Consider the following 15,773-nt stretch of genomic DNA (forward strand, 5'->3'; position numbering starts at 1 on the left):
ACCGGTGTTCTTTCCAATATCTACGAATTTCACCTCTACACTGGAAATTCCACAACCCTCTTCCATACTCAAGACAACACGTCTCAGACGCAGTCCCCAGGTTGAGCCCAGGAATTTCACGCCTGACTGTGCCGTCCGCCTACGCGCCCTTTACGCCCAGTCATTCCGAGCAACGCTAGCCCCCTTCGTATTACCGCGGCTGCTGGCACGAAGTTAGCCGGAGCTTATTCTGCGGGTACCGTCATCATCGTCCCCGCCAAAAGGACTTTACAATCCGAAGACCTTCTTCATCCACGCGGCATTGCTGGATCAGGCTTTCGCCCATTGTCCAATATTCCCCACTGCTGCCTCCCGTAGGAGTCTGGGCCGTGTCTCAGTCCCAGTGTGGCTGATCATCCTCTCAGACCAGCTACTGATCGCAGGCTTGGTAGGCCTTTACCCCACCAACTACCTAATCAGACGCAGGCTCCTCCTTAGGCGACTTTCGCCTTTGCCCCTCAGGGATCATGCGGTATTAGCCGTAGTTTCCCACGGTTGTCCCCCACCCAAGGATAGATTCCTACGCGTTACTCACCCGTCCGCCACTGACAGGTTGCCCTGCCCGTGCGACTTGCATGTGTTAAGCATGCCGCCAGCGTTCGCTCTGAGCCAGGATCAAACTCTCAAGTTCATCCCATGCAGCCAGCCTCAGCCAACCACACAAAACGAACGGACCCTTCTCATTATCCCTGCCCAAGACCTCGCAGCCCCAGACAGAACTCGAAACATCTGTCACATTCACAGAATGAATACATCAGACAGCGTTCAAATCAGCCCCTAAAGACCAGATAATCATCCAGATCACATAAACCCAGATCACCAGCCAACCCTCAAGAACCACCACCAAAACCCAGACCTAAGCCTAAGCCTCAGCTCCAACCACCAGACCCTCAAGCCCAGCAGCCAAACGCCACCAACGTATCCCTTCCTAGCCTATTCACAATCCTCAAAGAACAAAACCTTCGTTGCGGTCTTACCCGCTCCGTCGGGCGCCGCCTCGTCAGCGGTGAACGGGCTTCTACGCCCCGGCCTGCCTGCTGTCAACGCCCATTCGGGCGGTGGTCGATTTATTAAAAACCATTTGAATTTGATGGATTTTTTTGAAATTCGTCCATTTCGCATCTGCGAGATGACGTAATTTTCCGGCAAGCAGCCCGGCCATGAACAATCCGCATGGGCCGGGCTGTTGCCACGCTCTCAGGCTGCCGCCGCGAGCCCGCCGGCAATCGAGAGACCGTCATCGTCGACGGTCACATTCACCGTCTCGCCGTCATGGATGGCCCCTTCGAGGAGCCTCGTCGCCAGCTTGTTCTGCAGCGAACGCTGAATCACCCGCTTCAGCGGCCGTGCCCCGTAGACCGGGTCGTATCCCTCGTTCGCCAGCCAGTCCCGCGCCGCCTGATCGAGATGCAGGGTGATCTTCCGGTCTGCGAGAAGCGATTCCAGATGCCTCAACTGAATTTCGACGATCCGTGCCATATCGGCGCGCTGCAGGCGCCGGAACAGGATGATCTCGTCCAGCCGGTTCAGGAATTCCGGCCGGAAATGCTGGCGGACCACCCGCATCACCTGCGGTTCGGCCAATACGACATCCTCGCCTTCAGGCTGAGCGGCGAGCACCTCGCTGCCCAGGTTCGACGTGAGCACGATGATCGTGTTCTTGAAGTCGACAGTGCGCCCCTGTCCGTCGGTCAGTCGGCCATCATCAAGCACCTGCAACAAGACGTTGAAGACATCCTCGTGCGCCTTCTCGACCTCGTCGAACAGGATCACCTGATACGGCCGGCGCCGCACGGCTTCGGTGAGCACCCCGCCTTCCTCGTAGCCGACATAGCCTGGCGGCGCGCCGATCAGCCGGGCCACGGCGTGCTTCTCCATGAATTCGCTCATGTCGATGCGCACCATCGCCCGCTCATCGTCGAACAGAAACTCGGCCAGCGCCTTGCAGGTTTCGGTCTTGCCGACGCCGGTCGGGCCCAGGAACAGGAAGGAGCCGATCGGCCGGTTCGGATCCTGCAACCCGGCCCGTGCCCGGCGCACGGCATCCGAAACCGCCCGCAGCGCGGCTTCCTGGCCTACCACGCGCTTGCGCAACTCCTCTTCCATCCTGATGAGCTTGGCGCGCTCGCCCTCCAGCATCCGGTCGACCGGAATGCCGGTCCAGCGGGCCACCACCTGGGCGATCTGCGCTTCGGTGACCGCCTCGTTGACCATGGCTCCTTCCGTCGGCCCGGCGGCGAGCTTCCGCTCGATCTCGGGGATCACGCCATACATCAGCTCCGAGGCCCGGGTCAGATTGCCGGAGCGCTGCGCCATCTCCGCCTCGCCCCGCGCCTGGTCGAGCTGCTCCTTCAGCTTTTGCGTGGCATTCAGTCGGTCCTTTTCGGCCTTCCACGCCGCCGTCATCGCGTCGGATTTCTCCTCGAGTTCGGCGATTTCACCCTCCAGCCGCTCCAGCCGTTCCTTCGAGGCGGGATCCTGCTCCTTGCGCAGCGCTTCCCGTTCGATCTTGAGCTGCATCAGCCGCCGATCGAGTTCATCGAGCGCCTCGGGCTTGGAATCCACCTGCATCCGCAGGCGCGAGGCGGCCTCGTCGACAAGGTCGATCGCCTTGTCCGGCAGGAACCGGTCGGTAATGTAGCGGTTGGACAGGGTCGCCGCCGCCACCAGCGCCGAATCCGAAATCCGCACGCCGTGATGAAGTTCGTATTTCTCCTTGATCCCGCGCAGGATCGAGATCGTGTCCTCGACACTCGGCTCATCCACGAAGACCGGCTGGAAGCGCCGCGCCAGCGCCGCATCCTTCTCGATGTACTTCCGATACTCGTCGAGCGTCGTCGCCCCCACGCAGTGCAGCGCACCGCGCGCCAGTTCGGGCTTGATCAGGTTCGAGGCATCCATCGCGCCATCCGCCCGCCCCGCGCCGACCAGCGTGTGCATCTCGTCGATGAACAGGATGACCTCGCCGTTCGAGCCTTCGATCTCCTTCAGCACGGCTTTCAGCCGTTCCTCGAACTCGCCGCGATATTTCGCGCCGGCCACCATCGCGCCGAGATCGAGCGCGAGCAGCCGCTTGCCCTTCAGCGCCTCCGGCACGTCGCCATTGACGATGCGGAGCGCCAGCCCCTCGACGATCGCCGTCTTGCCAACCCCAGGCTCGCCGATGAGCACCGGGTTGTTCTTGGTCCGCCGCGCCAGCACCTGGATCGCCCGGCGGATCTCCTCGTCGCGGCCGATCACCGGATCAAGCTTCTGCGCGCGCGCGGCCTCGGTCACATCCCGCGCATATTTCTTCAGCGCATCGAAGGTCTGCTCCGCGTTCGCGCTCGTCACCGTGCGGCCCTTGCGGATATCGGCCACCGCCTTCTCCAGGGCCTGCGCCGAGGCGCCGGCCGCGGTCAGCGCCCGGCCCGCCGGCGTGCCGCTCGCCGCGAGTGCCACCAGCACGCGGTCCTGCGCGACATATTCATCGCCGGCCTTCTGCGCCATCTGCTGCGCCGCATCGAGCACCCGCACGAGATCGGGCGTGATCTGCGGCTGCCCGGCGCCGGAGCCCTGCACCTTCGGCAGTTTTCCAATCGCGGCATCGGCCGCGAGACGAACCGCGGCCGGATCGCCCCCGGCCGCGCGGATCAGCCCGCTCGCGGCCCCTTCCTCATCGTCGAGAAACGCCTTGAGCAGGTGTTCCGGCGTGATCTGCTGGTGATATTCGCGCACGGCAATCGTCTGCGCGGCCTGCACGAAGCCGCGGGCGCGTTCGGTAAACTTCTCGAAATCCATTGTTCTCGATCCCTTTCATCAGGCGACCCGGCCGGACCATCCCTCGCAAGGCAATGGTCCGACCTTGTCCGCTGGACATGGTTGCTGCATTGATCCTCCTCAAGAGGAACCGCCCCCATGACCATGCTCGTCGACTCACTCTTCCGCTATCCGGTCAAGGGCCTGACCGCCGAACCGCTGAAGGCCGCGGACCTCGAAGCCGGACGCGCCATCGCCTGGGACCGCGCCTTCGCACTCGCGCAGGGGGATTGCGGTTTCGATCCGGCAGCGCCGGCCTGGCGCCCGAAAGCCGAATTCCTCTGCCTAGCCCGCGATCCGGAAGCCGTTCGCCTCGATTGCCGCTTCGACGACGCCGCAGGCCTGCTGACCCTCATCGCGCCGGACGGCGCGGCGATCGACGCATCGCCCCTGACCGAGGCCGGACGCAGCCAGCTTGGGACGTTCATCGCCGCCGCCCTGCCGGGCTCGATGCGCGGCACGCCACGATTCCGGCATGTGTCCGGCCATAGTTTCTCAGACCACCGGAACCAGGTGATCAGCCTGATCGGCCTGGCCAGCCTGCGGGCGCTCGAAGCCGCCGCCGGCGCGCAGCGCCACCCTCTGCGCTTCCGCGCCAATCTCTATTTCGACGGCGCCGAGCCCTGGGCTGAACTCGGCTGGGTCGGCCGCACACTCGCGATCGGCGACGCGCGACTGCGGGTTACCGCACGGATCGACCGCTGCGCCGCCACCTCCATCAACCCGGAAACCCGGGCGCGCGACGCCAATCCGGTCAAGGACCTGATGACGCATTTCGGTCATGTCGACTGCGGGGTTTATGCCGAGGTCCTCGCCCCAGGGCGGATCGCGCCCGGCGATACGATCATTCTGCTGTCATAAGCCTGTTGCGACGGGTGACGCCGGCGGCAAAATCGGCTTAACGTCCCCGAATGCTGACCGACTTACCGAATGTGCTGACGCTCTCGCGCATCGCGGCGATCCCGCTGCTGGTCGTGCTGGTCGCGATCGGCTCCCCGCTCGCCGATCTGCTGGCCGCCCTCCTTTTCGTCATCGCGGGCATCACCGACTGGCTGGACGGCCGCCTCGCCCGCAGCCGCCGCCAGCTATCCGATCTCGGCCGGATGCTCGATCCGATCGCGGACAAGCTGCTGGTGGGCGCAACACTGATGCTTCTCGTCGGTTTTCATCGCGTGACCGCCTTCGGCATCTACCCGGCGATCGTGATCATGCTGCGTGAAATCCTGGTGTCGGGCCTGCGTGAATACCTTGCGGGCATCAAGGTCGGCATGCCGGTGACCCGGCTGGCCAAATGGAAGACGGCCGCGCAGATGGTGGCGCTCGGCATTCTCCTGCTCGGCAATTCCGGCGCCGCGGAACTCGGCATCCCCTGGCTCCCGGCCGGCATCATCGGCGGCGCCCTGCTCTGGATCGCCGCCGGCCTCACCCTCATCACCGGCTGGGATTACCTGACCGCGGGGCTGCGTCACGTGACCCAGCCCGGACCGTCACCCTGACCCGAAGATGACGAAATCATCAGCGACACTCACGGCGCACGGCGCGCCGGTCATCGCCCTCATCGGCTGGTCGGGAAGCGGCAAGACAACCCTGCTCACCGCCCTTCTGCCCCTGCTCGGCGGCGCCGGGCTGCGGGTCTCGACCCTGAAGCACGCCCACCACAAGGTCGACCCCGACCAGCCGGGCAAGGACAGTTTCCGTCATCGCGAAGCCGGAGCACACGAAACGATGCTCGCCACCGCCGAACGCTTCGTGCTGTTTCACGATCACGGCGCCGCCGCCGAACCGGATCTTGCTGCCCTGCTCGCCCGCATGGCACCGGCCGATCTCTATCTCGCGGAAGGCTTCAAGGCGGCCGCGGTCGAAAAGATCGAAGTGCATCGGCCCGAACTCGGCAAGGCGCCGCTTTGGCCGGAGCAGGACGATGTCATCGCCGTCGCCTGCGATGTCCCGCTCCCCGGGTGCGACCGACCTGTTCTTCCCCTCGGCGATCCGCCAACCGTCGCGCGGTTCCTCCTCCGCCGATGCGGCCGCCTGATCGCTTGAGGTAGACCGGCAAACCGGCGCATAACGAATTCGAACAATTTCGAGGAAGAAAGATGCGGCAATTTGCCAGATCCGCCCCATCCCGCCCGGCCGTACTGCCTTCGCCCCGGCCCCGCCGTGCCGTGGCCGCACTTCTTCCCGGCAGTCTTGTGCTGCTGCTTTCCGGCTGCGCGGGCGTGGGCAACTATTTCAACAGCACCCTCAACCCACTCGGGGATCCGAATGCGCCCGCGGGTGACGCCATCAACATGCAGCGCGCCCGCGGCAACGAGGTCGCGGTACAGCCGCTGCGTCCCCAGCCAGGCGATGTCTGGCCGGGCAAGCTCGCTCCGGTGCCAACACTCGGTGAAATCCAGAAACACATGAACGTGCCCCTCGGGCAGGCTTATCAGAACCTCTACAGCGCCCCCGCCGGCAGTTCCCCGGCGCCGTCCTATTCGGTTCCGCCCGGCGCAAAGGTCCGCCGTCTGCCGCCCGACCGCGCGGAAGGCGCGGAGGCAACGTTCTCCCGCCCCGCCGGCGCGGCCATGCACTCATCCACGCCACCCGGCAGCGCACAGGCGCCTGTGCCGCGCGCCCCGGCAATACCGACAGCGCCGGCAAGGCCCGCCAAGCCGATTACCTCCGGAGATTCGCTGCCTGTGGGCCAGACGGTGATGGGACCGCACGGCCCGCTCGGCATCGTGACGTCTCCCAGCAACGGCCGTTACCAGACGATCGCCCCGATCGGCGGCCGGGGGGGCGGCATCCTGATTCCCAACGGGAACGGCACCGCGACGCTGATCCAGTCGAATGGCCAGGTGGTAACGGTCCCGACCCGATGACTCAACGCCTCTGTGGTCCCATATCCTTATAATGAAGATCCTCTATTTTGCCTGGTTGCGCGAGCGTATCGGCCTCTCCGAGGAAGACGTCGATATTCCGCCCGAAGTGACGACAATCAGTGCCCTGACCGATTTTCTGTCGGCGCGCAGCCCTGCCCATACCCGTGCGTTCGCAGACCGCCGCGCGATCAAGACCGCCCTCGATCAGCGCTTCGTTCCGCCCGACACATTGCTGGAAGGTGCCCGCGAGATCGCCTTCTTTCCGCCTTTCACCGGTGGATGACGGACCGGAGCATGCCTCGCATCGTCGTCACGACTGAGGACATCGACGTCGGCGCCGAACTCGCCGCGCTTGAAGCGGGGGCCGGCGCGGTTGCCAGTTTCGTCGGCGTCGTTCGAGGTGAGGCCGACGGCCGCCGGCTGACCTCCCTGATTCTCGAGCATTACCCGGCAATGACCGAGGGGTCACTGGCCGAGATTGCCAAGACGGCCGCGAACCGCTGGCAGCTCACCGGTTGCACGATCATCCACCGGGTCGGCGAACTGACACCCGGCGACCGTATCGTTCTTGCCGCCGCCGCCAGCGCCCATCGGGCTGACGCCCTCGCGGCAACCGCCTTCCTGATCGACTGGCTGAAGACCGACGCGCCGTTCTGGAAGCGCGAGAACTTTGCCGATGGCACATCGCACTGGGTTTCGGCACGCGACGAGGATCAGGAAGCGCGCAACCGCTGGTAGTCCGGCGCACGCCAATCCATTGCCTCGATTTAATCTTCAATACCCTCCCACGCGCTCGAACCTCGCTGCTCCCCCTGCCGAACACCCCGGCCATCGGCGGATAAAGGCGGGGTTTTCACTGCATTTGTGCGCCCTGGTGCCGGAAAAATTTCCAAAAACTTAATTTCCATCCCATTTTTCGTAATCGAAATTATTATTCAATCGATTATCATCTCCTTAAAATTATTTTATTGACGCCCTCCCCTTCCGGTTGTATTGAATTTTTCAGTTAACTGGGGGTTGTAATGAAACTTCTCATTTTTGGAAACCCGCTCGATAATCGAGATGTTCTGACTACATTCTTTAAGTCCAAGCTCGTCGTTGTAGACGAAACGACGGATATTGAAGAAGCGCTCGATCTGACGCGATTTTATGAATACGACGCGGTCGTTCTGCGTGTAACGGATACCCGCCCGGCGGAGATCGAACTCATCCGCAGGTTGCGCCTCGCTGGACTGCGCTGCCCGATCATGGCCGTCGCGCATTTGCTGAGCGAAGCAACGCGCCTGCGCATTCTCGAGGCAGGTGTTGACGATCTGATCGTAAGCGCAATCTCACACGAGGAAATTTTCCTCAGAGTGCAGAATCAGGTTCGTCGCAGCCGCGGCTTCCAGAGCTCGTCGCTGGCTGTCGGCAATGTTGAAATCAACATGAACGCGAAGAAAATTTTCGTATCTCAAACCGAGATCGGATTAACAAAAAAAGAACCTGTTTACCCAGCAATCTCAGCCAATTTCAGCAGCCGGTATGGCATTGGCGGTGTGTGAGCGGCGGCCCAGTTGAGTCTTGGGATCATGCTGGCCAGGTCGTAACGGCGATTGAAGCGATATTCGAACTCGGCGAGGTATCGTGGCACGTGCTTGCTGCTGATCGCCCGGTAGGTGCCGGTGAGTGCGGATTTGATGTTGCCGAGCGCTGTGTTCACCCACTTGAATGCCGGGCTGCGCGCGGCGGCCGGCCCACTGCCGGTGCGGATCACCTCATGCGCGCATCCGGCGTCGCTGACATGGCCGAAACAGGCGAGACCATCGCTGAGCACGGCGCAGGACGGATCGAGGCTGCGCAGGGCAAAGCGGGAAATCGCCTGGCCGGTGAACCCGGCCACCCGCCGCAGTTTCAGTCGAACCGGCTTGCCTTCAGGCGTGGTCTCGACTGCGGCGATGAAAGGGGTCTTGCCGGGCGCGCCTCGCCCGCGCTTGCCGCCGGAGCGTTCACCGCCGAGATAAGCATCATCGATCTCGACCCGCCCGGTCAGGCGTTTGCGCCCATCGCGTTCCAGCATCACCTGCTGGAGCTTGTGCTTGAGCATCCAGGCCGAGGTCTGTCGCACCCCGAGACGTCGGCCCAACTCGATGCTGGAGATGCCCTGCTTGCTCTGGGTCAGATGGTACATGGCCCGGAACCAGGTCCGCAGCGGCAATTTGGTCGAGGCGAAAATCGTGCCCGCAATCGGCGATGTCTGCCGTCGGCATTTCGTGCACTGGAACAAGCCCCGGGTCTTCACCTCGCTATAAGAGCGCCCGCCACAGACCGGGCAGGAGAACCCGTCGGGCCAGCGGGCGGCGATCACCACCGCGCGGCACTGCTCCTCCGTGCCATACAACCGCTCAAATTCGGCCTCGCTCAGCCCGCGCTGAAACTGCACCGCATTGCGCGCCATCGCTTCCTCCGCTCACAGCACCAAGTTCTTGCTTTGTGCTCCGCTCAACATGGCTGATCAACGTGGGTAAGCAGGAATCCCATTGACCAGGAGTCATGCGCAAAAAAAATCAGGCCTTTCCGTCTTTCACACGTTAAGACCGACAAGGTCGACGCCCGCACGCTGGCAAGCCTTATGCCGCCGGATATTTGCCGCAGATTGGACCCAGGATGCGGCGACGCAGCGGATGTGATCTCTGTACGGGTAGGGGCAAGGTGCCGAAAGCCCGCACACAGATCTCCTAGGCGTCTCGCGCTGCGTCAGAATGTCAGCCACGCGCATGGGGCCGTCTGTGGCGAGGGACGCGGGGGGACTCCCCACCAATGATCAAGCTGATTTTGGGCGATCGGTGGGCATCTTCTCGGGATCGAACATGGTTCGGTTGGTGAGCATGACGCATGCAATGCCCAGCAGGCGATCGGCAACGGTTCTGAGGGCGCGGCGGTGAGAGTGGCCACGTCCTAGGAGGGCGGCGTAGCGGCTGCGACTGCGGGCGTCGTGCTGGGTTGTGACGCAGGCCCAGTGATAGACGACGGTTCGCAGGCGGCCAGAACATGCCTGACGCATCTCCACACGACAGGATCTGCCGCTCTGCTTCGTGACCGGGGCCACACCGGTGAAGGTGCGCAAAGCCTGGTAATCTCGCGCCTGGAGGGCTTGATGAGCCTCCGCGAGCAGCGTGGCGAGGACAATCCTTCCCACCCCCGGCAAGGAGCGCAGGATTGCCGCGTCGCGCTGCTCGGTATCTTGCCCGGCTCGGTCTCCGGTCCGGCAAGTTGTTCGACCAGGCCATCGATCCGCTGCAGGACAGTCTTGATCTGCCAATTAACGAGGTTGAGGCGCTCAGCCACGGCCGTGATGTGGACGCGGGCCGCGTCGGCTGTCCCCGGGGCGACAGTCAGCGCCGGCCGACGCAAAATGGCCAGGGCATCGTGTGCGGTGACGCGGCGGATACGATGGGCGGCTAGGACTTTTGCAATCTCCGTTTCGGTCAGGCGCATCGCTTCGGCCGGAGTTGGCGCCTTGGTCCAAAGCGCCAAGAACCAGTCCGCACCGACATCTTCGGTCAGATCAAGCATCTGAGGGTAGTAGCGCCAGAGTTGCTGCCGCACGCCGTTCGTCAACCTGACGCACTCCTGCTTCAGCTCTTCGGCCATCCGCGACCATTCCCGCAGTTCCACCACCACCGGGTCGAGAGCTTCCACACGGCGAAACCAGTGGCTGCCCGTGCGCAAGGAAGAGGCCAGGACGAGGGCGCCCCGACGGTCGTCTTTGGCGCCCGCCGGAGAGAAGCGATCTCGGAAACGGTCGAGTTGCTTGGGATTGATGGCGAAGACGGCGATGCCGCGATCCATGAGCGCCTCGACGATCGGCCCGTGTGGCGTCTCGATAGCAACGGCAACCTGGCCCGGCTGGTCGGCTTTCGCGACAAGCCAGTCGACCATTGTGCCGATCCCATCGCCGTCGTGCGCGAATACCCGCTGAACAGGCCCGTCTGCGCCGATCAGACAGACTTGGTGTTCGGTGCTCGCCCAGTCGATGCCGACGAAGACGAGCGGCTCAATGCCCATGGCCTCCTCCCTCTGTTGCCGGGCCGCCGTATTGCTTCGCCGTTCCCTGTACTGGCGCTCGAGACCATGAATAGCCAAGGCGCGACTCCCCACTGGACGTGCAATACGGTCGATCAGCTGAGGCGCACGTCCCCCCCAGGTGCTCGCAGGCACAGGGGGCAAAAGGCGGCTCTTAACCGACCGGCCCAAGACGGATCATGATTCACCGTGATCCGCGGTAAAACAGGTATAGGGGGGGTCGCCAGGCGGAGCGCGATCAGGGGCTCCGGCTCGGTCCGACGCGTGCTGACCAGAAGCGGATCAAGTCTCTGGAGCGAGAGGTCCGGGAGCTACGCCAGGCGAATGAGATCCTGCGCAAGGCATCGGCTTATTTTGAGATGGCGGAGCTCGACCGCCAGTACAAGCCATGATCGCGTTCATCGACGCGCATCGCGAGGTCTACGGTGTCGAGCCGATCTGCCGGATGCTGCCGATCGCTCCGTCGACCTACTATGAGCATGCTGCACGCCGTACTGACCCAAACCGCTTGCCGCCCCGTGCGCGGCGCGACGCGCGGCTGCAGCCGGAGATCCGCCGGGTCTGGGAAGAGAATTTCCAGGTCTATGGTGTCCGCAAGGTCTGGCGGCAGCTGCGGCGCGAGGGGATTGAGATCGCGCGCTGCACCACGGCGCGGCTTATGAAGCAGATGGAACTGGCCGGCGTGATCCGCGGCAAGCCGATGAAGACGACGGTCAGCAACTCCGCTGCGCCCTGTCCACGGGACAAGGTGAACCGGCAGTTTTATGCCTCAAGGCCAAATGCCCTATGGGTGTCGGACTTCACCTATGTCGCGACCTGGCAGGGCTTTGTATATGTGGCGTTTGTCAACGATACATTCGCCCGGCGTATCGTCGGCTGGCGGGTCAGCCGCACGGCGCATGCCGGTTTCGTCCTCGATGCCCTGGAACAGGCTCTTCACGACAGACACCCGATGCGTGGCGGCGGCCTCGTCCATCACAGCGACCGGGGCAACCAGTATGTCTCGATCAAATACACCGAGCGCCTGATGGAGGCCGGCATCGAACCGTCCGTCGGCAGCGTCGGCGATTCCTACGACAATGCCCTCGCCGAAACTATCAACGGCCTGTTCAAGGCCGAGGTCATCCACCGTCGTGGCCCTTGGCGGAATGCAGAAGCAGTGGAATTCGCCACACTCGAATGGATGGACTGGTTCAACAACGGCCGCCTCCTCGAGCCGATTGGCAATATTCCACCCGCTGAGACCGAGGCGAAGTACTATCAACAACTGAACGAGCTGCCTATGTCTCGCCTGAGTCAAACAAAATGGCCTCCGGGATTCCCGGCGCGGTTCAACCTTCAGGCCAGTGGTGCAGAGCAATGAACTACCCAATGCGGCACATTTCGATACGAGTCCCCTGGCACGACACTGGATGGGACGGTCGAGTCTGCGCAGCGCCACGACTGAATGGCGCATGCCTTGCTCTTAAACGTATCGCCGAAGATCGCGACGACGCGGCGGAAGAGGCGGTTGCTGGGAAGAGTTTCAAAGACTTGCCGCAAGCAAAGTGGCCCGCATGCGCCGTCGAGCGTGTCGGCTTCATGGCACCCTTCGAATATGTACGCGATGCAAACCATCCGTACAACCGCGGACCCGAATCTAGCCATGGTCATTTCAAGACAACGCCGCTGCGCCATCCACCTTATTCGGCGGCTGCGGTCCCGTTCGCGTGGATGCTGCGCGAAGCAATGGAAACGCTTGGCGGAGAACAGGCTCTGGATGTCCAGGCTGAGCGGGAACCCGACCTCGGCTTTAAGTCGCAATGGGTGCAGGAACACCTTAATCAGACCGCCCTACTCGATTGCTTCGCAGGCCATATCAAACCTGAGGTGTCGCTTTGCTTTTTCTACGCGAAGCAAGTGCCGTTCGTGGAGGACTCGGCAGGTGGCCGAATTCTAATCGGCGTCGGTCGTGTCCTGCATGTGGGTGCCGCGCAGGAGTACGCCTACACGACGAAAGATCTGAAGGGAAAACACCGTTCGATGCTCTGGGAGCGGATGGTTCAGCATTCGATCCGGCCAGATTTCACGGACGGCTTTCTCCTCCCGTATCACGCAGCGATAGCCAAGGCTACCAAAGACCCGGAGTTCGATCCGGCTGAAATTGCCGCCTTCTCTCCAGCTGACCGTCAGCTCGAATTTTCTCATGCGTCGCAACTGGTCAGCCACGATGGCGCCATCGCCTCGCTCCTGGCCTGCGCCGAGTCATTGCGTAAAGCAAAGGGGGTGCTGCCTGGTCCGTGGGACCGATGTCTGCAGTGGATCGATGCACGGCTCGGTGAGTTGTGGGAGGCACGCGGACCTTGCCCGGGGCTCGGGGCCGCTTTGTCCGCATTCGGGCTTGAGTTTGGCACCTTCGTCGCCCGCGCATTGTCAGAGAAGGCCGGTGAAAACGAGGATCCTTGGCCTTTGGTCGAACGTGCGTTTGCCGATCCTCAGAAGGAGCTTCCTCCGCAGTTGGCGCCCAGTATTGGGAAAACGATATCCAGCAAGTGGGTGCAGCTACCGGATGATCGTCGTTCACTGCTCAAACTACTCAGCCGTTTCGATCTCACGCGTGACCAGGCCATCATGCTGTATGTACAGGAGGAGCGCGCAAAAGCCGGAATCGATACAACCGATAACGCTATCCTTGCCAACCCATATCTTCTCTATGAGCTCACGCGCCTTACCAGTGACCCGGTCAGCGTTTGGACCGTTGATCGAGGGGTTTTCCCGGACGAGGTAATCCGTAATAAGCATCCGCTGCCAGCACCCAGCGCGCTGGACGCTGGGACGGATGCACGCCGCGTTCGCGCACTGACTGTCAAAATACTCGAAGATGCCGCCGGTGGAGGCAATACGCTCCTGCCTCAGACCCAAGTTGTGCTTGGCATTCGGGGCCTCGCGCTTCAGCCAGCATGCGAGGTCGACGGCGACTTAATGAACGTCGCCAAGGACGAGTTCGAAGACGCTGTCGTCGAGATTGCTATGCGCAACGGCGAGGTCGCCCTGCAGTTGCAGCGACTTTTCGAAATAGGAACGACGATACGCACCGCAATCGACAAGCGCGTAAAGGGCAAACGCCTGCCAATCGATGCGGATTGGCGCAAACATCTCAACGCTCACCTGGCCCTGCAACACGGCGGCCAGCCCGATGATCTCGAAGAGAGCGCCCGCGTGGAAAAAACGGCAGCTTTGAAGGAGCTGGCCGAAGCACGGCTCTCGGTGCTTATCGGCCCCGCTGGAACTGGCAAGACCACGTTGCTTTCAGTGTTGTGCTCACACCCAAAGGTCGAAGCGGGCGGAGTGCTATTGCTGGCGCCAACGGGAAAGGCCCGTGTGCGCATGGAACAGTCCACCAAAGGGCTCCATCTCAAGGGCTACACCATCGCCCAATTCCTGAGCCCGCACCGCTACGATGGACAAACGGGTCGCTACCGCCTCTCGGACCAGCCGGCCGAGGCTGGGGCGCACACCGTGATCATTGACGAAGCGTCGATGCTGACCGAGGAAATGCTCGCTGCGCTTATCCAGGCGCTAAGGGGCGTGCATCGCCTGATCCTTATCGGGGACCCACGGCAGCTTCCGCCAATCGGCGCCGGCCGGCCTTTCGTGGACATCGTCAACCATCTCGCTCCGGAGGGCGTCACCGAGAAATTTCCTCGCGTCGGCGTTGGGTACGCCGAACTAACTATCCGTCGCCGACAAGCTGGAGATGATCGTGAGGATCTCCAACTCGCCGAATGGTTCAGCGGGTCCCCGATAGCGGCCGGCGAAGACGACGTTTTCGACAAGGTAATCCGCACCGGCCAGAGCCCCCAAGTCCGCTTTGTGCAGTGGGAGACACCCGACGACGTACGTTCGAGACTAATCGAAGTGCTGATCGAGGAACTCAAGGCGCCCGATGGAAATCCCGCACTCAAGGGACCAGATGACGTGGCCGGTTTCGACATGACGCTCGGAGGGGAGGCCTGGGACGATCGCCGATTCTTCAATCCTCGAAAAGGGGACAGGGCTGGCGCCGCTGAGACAGCTGAGGGCTGGCAGATATTGTCGCCCGTGCGAGCAGCTGCTCACGGTGTTCCCGGCCTAAATCGCCTGATCCACAAACAGTTTCGGCAACCAATGATCGATGCGGCACGTCAAGAAGGGTGGCTGCGCAAATACCCGAAGCCAATGGGACAGGAAGAAATCGTCTACGGGGACAAGGTCATCAACCTCGTCAACACCAATCCGAAAATATCATCGAATAGGCACCGGAAAGTTTACCCGGCAAAGGACGACGCATATATCGCCAACGGCGAGATTGGGATGGCCGTAGGGTATTTCTGGCGGAAAGTGGTCTGAGCCCGTGGATTTCCTCCAGGAATGAGTAGAGTCCGCCCCATCAGGGAGACGGACGAGATGAAGAGCAGTCGGTTTAGCGAGGAACAGATCATCGGCATCCTCAAAGAGCAGGAGTCGGGGATGTCGACGGCGGAGGTCTGCCGTCGACACGGGATCAGTTCGGCGACGTTTTACAAGTGGAAGGCCAAATTCGGCGGGTTGGAAGTCTCGGACGCCAGGCGGCTCAAACAGCTGGAAGACGAGAACGCTCGGCTCAAGCGGCTGTTGGCGGACGCCGTGCTGGACAACGCCATGCTCAAGGAAATTGCGTCAAAAAAATTCTAGCGCCCAGCCATAAGCGGGAGGCGGTAGCTCATCTTCAGAGCCTGTTCGAGGTGAGCCAACGCCGGGCCTGCGATGCGCTGGGCGTGGATCGGACCACGGTGCGGTATCAAAGCCGCCGCCCGGATGATGCGGAGGCTCGCGAACGCATGCGCGTGCTTGCGGGCGAGCGCCGTCGATTTGGCTATCGGCGCCTGCACTGGCTGCTCAGCCGCGAAGGAATTTCCATGAACCACAAGAAGTTTCGGCGCCTTTACCGCGAAGAACGCCTTCAGGTTCGCCGTCGCGGCGGGCGAAAGCGGGCCTTGGGCACAC

Annotated in this window: 12 protein-coding genes, 1 rRNA gene, 3 pseudogenes and 1 other annotated feature; of the genes and pseudogenes, 10 read left to right on the plus strand and 6 right to left on the minus strand. The window is 62.5% G+C overall.

From position 1 onward, the window contains the following. From RT91_RS07165 to clpB, 3 genes are all read right to left on the minus strand, one after another. Positions 1 to 670: ribosomal RNA gene (locus RT91_RS07165) — 16S ribosomal RNA — on the minus strand; the annotation flags it as partial. A gap of 387 nt (positions 671 to 1,057) precedes the next feature. Then, positions 1,058 to 1,201, minus strand: a complete 144-nt coding sequence (locus RT91_RS21965) for a hypothetical protein (protein ID WP_160321846.1) — start codon at positions 1,199 to 1,201, stop codon at positions 1,058 to 1,060. Between the two features lie 35 nt (positions 1,202 to 1,236). Further along, positions 1,237 to 3,819: an ATP-dependent chaperone ClpB gene (gene clpB / locus RT91_RS07170; protein ID WP_007424827.1), complete on the minus strand. Its 2,583-nt coding sequence runs from the start codon at positions 3,817 to 3,819 to the stop codon at positions 1,237 to 1,239. Between the two features lie 117 nt (positions 3,820 to 3,936). Between clpB and RT91_RS07175 the strand changes: the two genes are divergently transcribed. The 7 genes from RT91_RS07175 to RT91_RS20405 all read left to right on the plus strand — a co-directional run bounded on the left by RT91_RS07175 (position 3,937) and on the right by RT91_RS20405 (position 8,248). Then, positions 3,937 to 4,698 carry an MOSC domain-containing protein gene (locus RT91_RS07175; protein WP_035186438.1) on the plus strand — a complete coding sequence of 254 codons (762 nt, stop codon included), beginning with the start codon at positions 3,937 to 3,939 and terminating at the stop codon, positions 4,696 to 4,698. Between the two features lie 50 nt (positions 4,699 to 4,748). Beyond that, on the plus strand, positions 4,749 to 5,333 hold the full coding sequence (pgsA, locus tag RT91_RS07180; RefSeq protein WP_007424829.1) for a CDP-diacylglycerol--glycerol-3-phosphate 3-phosphatidyltransferase: 585 nt from the start codon (positions 4,749 to 4,751) through the stop codon (positions 5,331 to 5,333). A 7-nt stretch (positions 5,334 to 5,340) separates the two neighbouring features. Further along, a complete protein-coding gene (gene mobB / locus RT91_RS07185; protein ID WP_035186440.1) occupies positions 5,341 to 5,880 on the plus strand; it encodes a molybdopterin-guanine dinucleotide biosynthesis protein B in 540 nt (179 codons plus the stop codon). Between the two features lie 122 nt (positions 5,881 to 6,002). Further along, complete coding sequence (locus RT91_RS07190; protein ID WP_231295244.1) at positions 6,003 to 6,704, plus strand: hypothetical protein; 702 nt, start codon at positions 6,003 to 6,005, stop codon at positions 6,702 to 6,704. Between the two features lie 31 nt (positions 6,705 to 6,735). Further along, positions 6,736 to 6,987 carry a molybdopterin converting factor subunit 1 gene (gene moaD / locus RT91_RS07195; protein ID WP_007424832.1) on the plus strand — a complete coding sequence of 84 codons (252 nt, stop codon included), beginning with the start codon at positions 6,736 to 6,738 and terminating at the stop codon, positions 6,985 to 6,987. An 11-nt stretch (positions 6,988 to 6,998) separates the two neighbouring features. Further along, on the plus strand, positions 6,999 to 7,442 hold the full coding sequence (locus RT91_RS07200; protein WP_408735333.1) for a molybdenum cofactor biosynthesis protein MoaE: 444 nt from the start codon (positions 6,999 to 7,001) through the stop codon (positions 7,440 to 7,442). A gap of 284 nt (positions 7,443 to 7,726) precedes the next feature. Continuing rightward, positions 7,727 to 8,248 (plus strand): response regulator transcription factor, encoded by a 522-nt coding sequence (locus RT91_RS20405; protein ID WP_240314225.1) that lies wholly within the window; start codon positions 7,727 to 7,729, stop codon positions 8,246 to 8,248. On the opposite strand, the gene RT91_RS07210 is transcribed toward RT91_RS20405, so the two are convergent. The 3 genes and pseudogenes from RT91_RS07210 to RT91_RS23010 all read right to left on the minus strand — a co-directional run. Then, positions 8,194 to 9,141 (minus strand): IS1595 family transposase, encoded by a 948-nt coding sequence (locus RT91_RS07210; protein ID WP_035186444.1) that lies wholly within the window; start codon positions 9,139 to 9,141, stop codon positions 8,194 to 8,196. The genes RT91_RS20405 and RT91_RS07210 overlap by 55 nt on opposite strands. 366 nt (positions 9,142 to 9,507) lie before the next feature. Further along, a complete protein-coding gene (locus RT91_RS23005; protein WP_162491917.1) occupies positions 9,508 to 9,882 on the minus strand; it encodes a transposase in 375 nt (124 codons plus the stop codon). A 392-nt stretch (positions 9,883 to 10,274) separates the two neighbouring features. Then, positions 10,275 to 10,751, minus strand: a pseudogene (locus RT91_RS23010) (IS110 family transposase); the annotation flags it as partial. A gap of 239 nt (positions 10,752 to 10,990) precedes the next feature. Here RT91_RS23010 and RT91_RS07220 point away from each other — a divergent pair. The 3 genes and pseudogenes from RT91_RS07220 to tnpA form a co-directional block, all read left to right on the plus strand. After that, a pseudogene (locus RT91_RS07220) lies at positions 10,991 to 12,132 on the plus strand (IS3 family transposase); the annotation flags it as partial. Next, positions 11,116 to 11,232 (plus strand) — a sequence feature (AL1L pseudoknot). (Overlaps the previous pseudogene by 117 nt.) Then, the gene (locus tag RT91_RS07225; protein WP_160321847.1) at positions 12,129 to 15,137 is read left to right on the plus strand and encodes an AAA family ATPase; all 3,009 of its coding nucleotides are present in this window, start codon (positions 12,129 to 12,131) and stop codon (positions 15,135 to 15,137) included. The pseudogene RT91_RS07220 and the gene RT91_RS07225, both read left to right, overlap by 4 nt. 57 nt (positions 15,138 to 15,194) lie before the next feature. Next, positions 15,195 to 15,773, plus strand: a pseudogene (gene tnpA, locus RT91_RS20410) (IS66 family insertion sequence element accessory protein TnpA); the annotation flags it as partial.

The organism is Acidiphilium sp. JA12-A1, from assembly GCF_000724705.2.
Classification (GTDB): domain Bacteria; phylum Pseudomonadota; class Alphaproteobacteria; order Acetobacterales; family Acetobacteraceae; genus Acidiphilium; species Acidiphilium multivorum.

Coding starts and splice junctions, on each gene's coding strand:
- RT91_RS07210 (WP_035186444.1), bottom strand. CDS start 9,141: ATGGCGCGCAATGCGGTGCAGTTTCAGCGCGGGCTGAGCGAGGCCGAA.
- RT91_RS07225 (WP_160321847.1), top strand. CDS start 12,129: ATGAACTACCCAATGCGGCACATTTCGATACGAGTCCCCTGGCACGAC.
- moaD (WP_007424832.1), top strand. CDS start 6,736: ATGAAGATCCTCTATTTTGCCTGGTTGCGCGAGCGTATCGGCCTCTCC.
- pgsA (WP_007424829.1), top strand. CDS start 4,749: ATGCTGACCGACTTACCGAATGTGCTGACGCTCTCGCGCATCGCGGCG.
- RT91_RS07200 (WP_408735333.1), top strand. CDS start 6,999: ATGCCTCGCATCGTCGTCACGACTGAGGACATCGACGTCGGCGCCGAA.
- RT91_RS07175 (WP_035186438.1), top strand. CDS start 3,937: ATGACCATGCTCGTCGACTCACTCTTCCGCTATCCGGTCAAGGGCCTG.
- clpB (WP_007424827.1), bottom strand. CDS start 3,819: ATGGATTTCGAGAAGTTTACCGAACGCGCCCGCGGCTTCGTGCAGGCC.
- RT91_RS21965 (WP_160321846.1), bottom strand. CDS start 1,201: ATGGCCGGGCTGCTTGCCGGAAAATTACGTCATCTCGCAGATGCGAAA.
- mobB (WP_035186440.1), top strand. CDS start 5,341: ATGACGAAATCATCAGCGACACTCACGGCGCACGGCGCGCCGGTCATC.
- RT91_RS20405 (WP_240314225.1), top strand. CDS start 7,727: ATGAAACTTCTCATTTTTGGAAACCCGCTCGATAATCGAGATGTTCTG.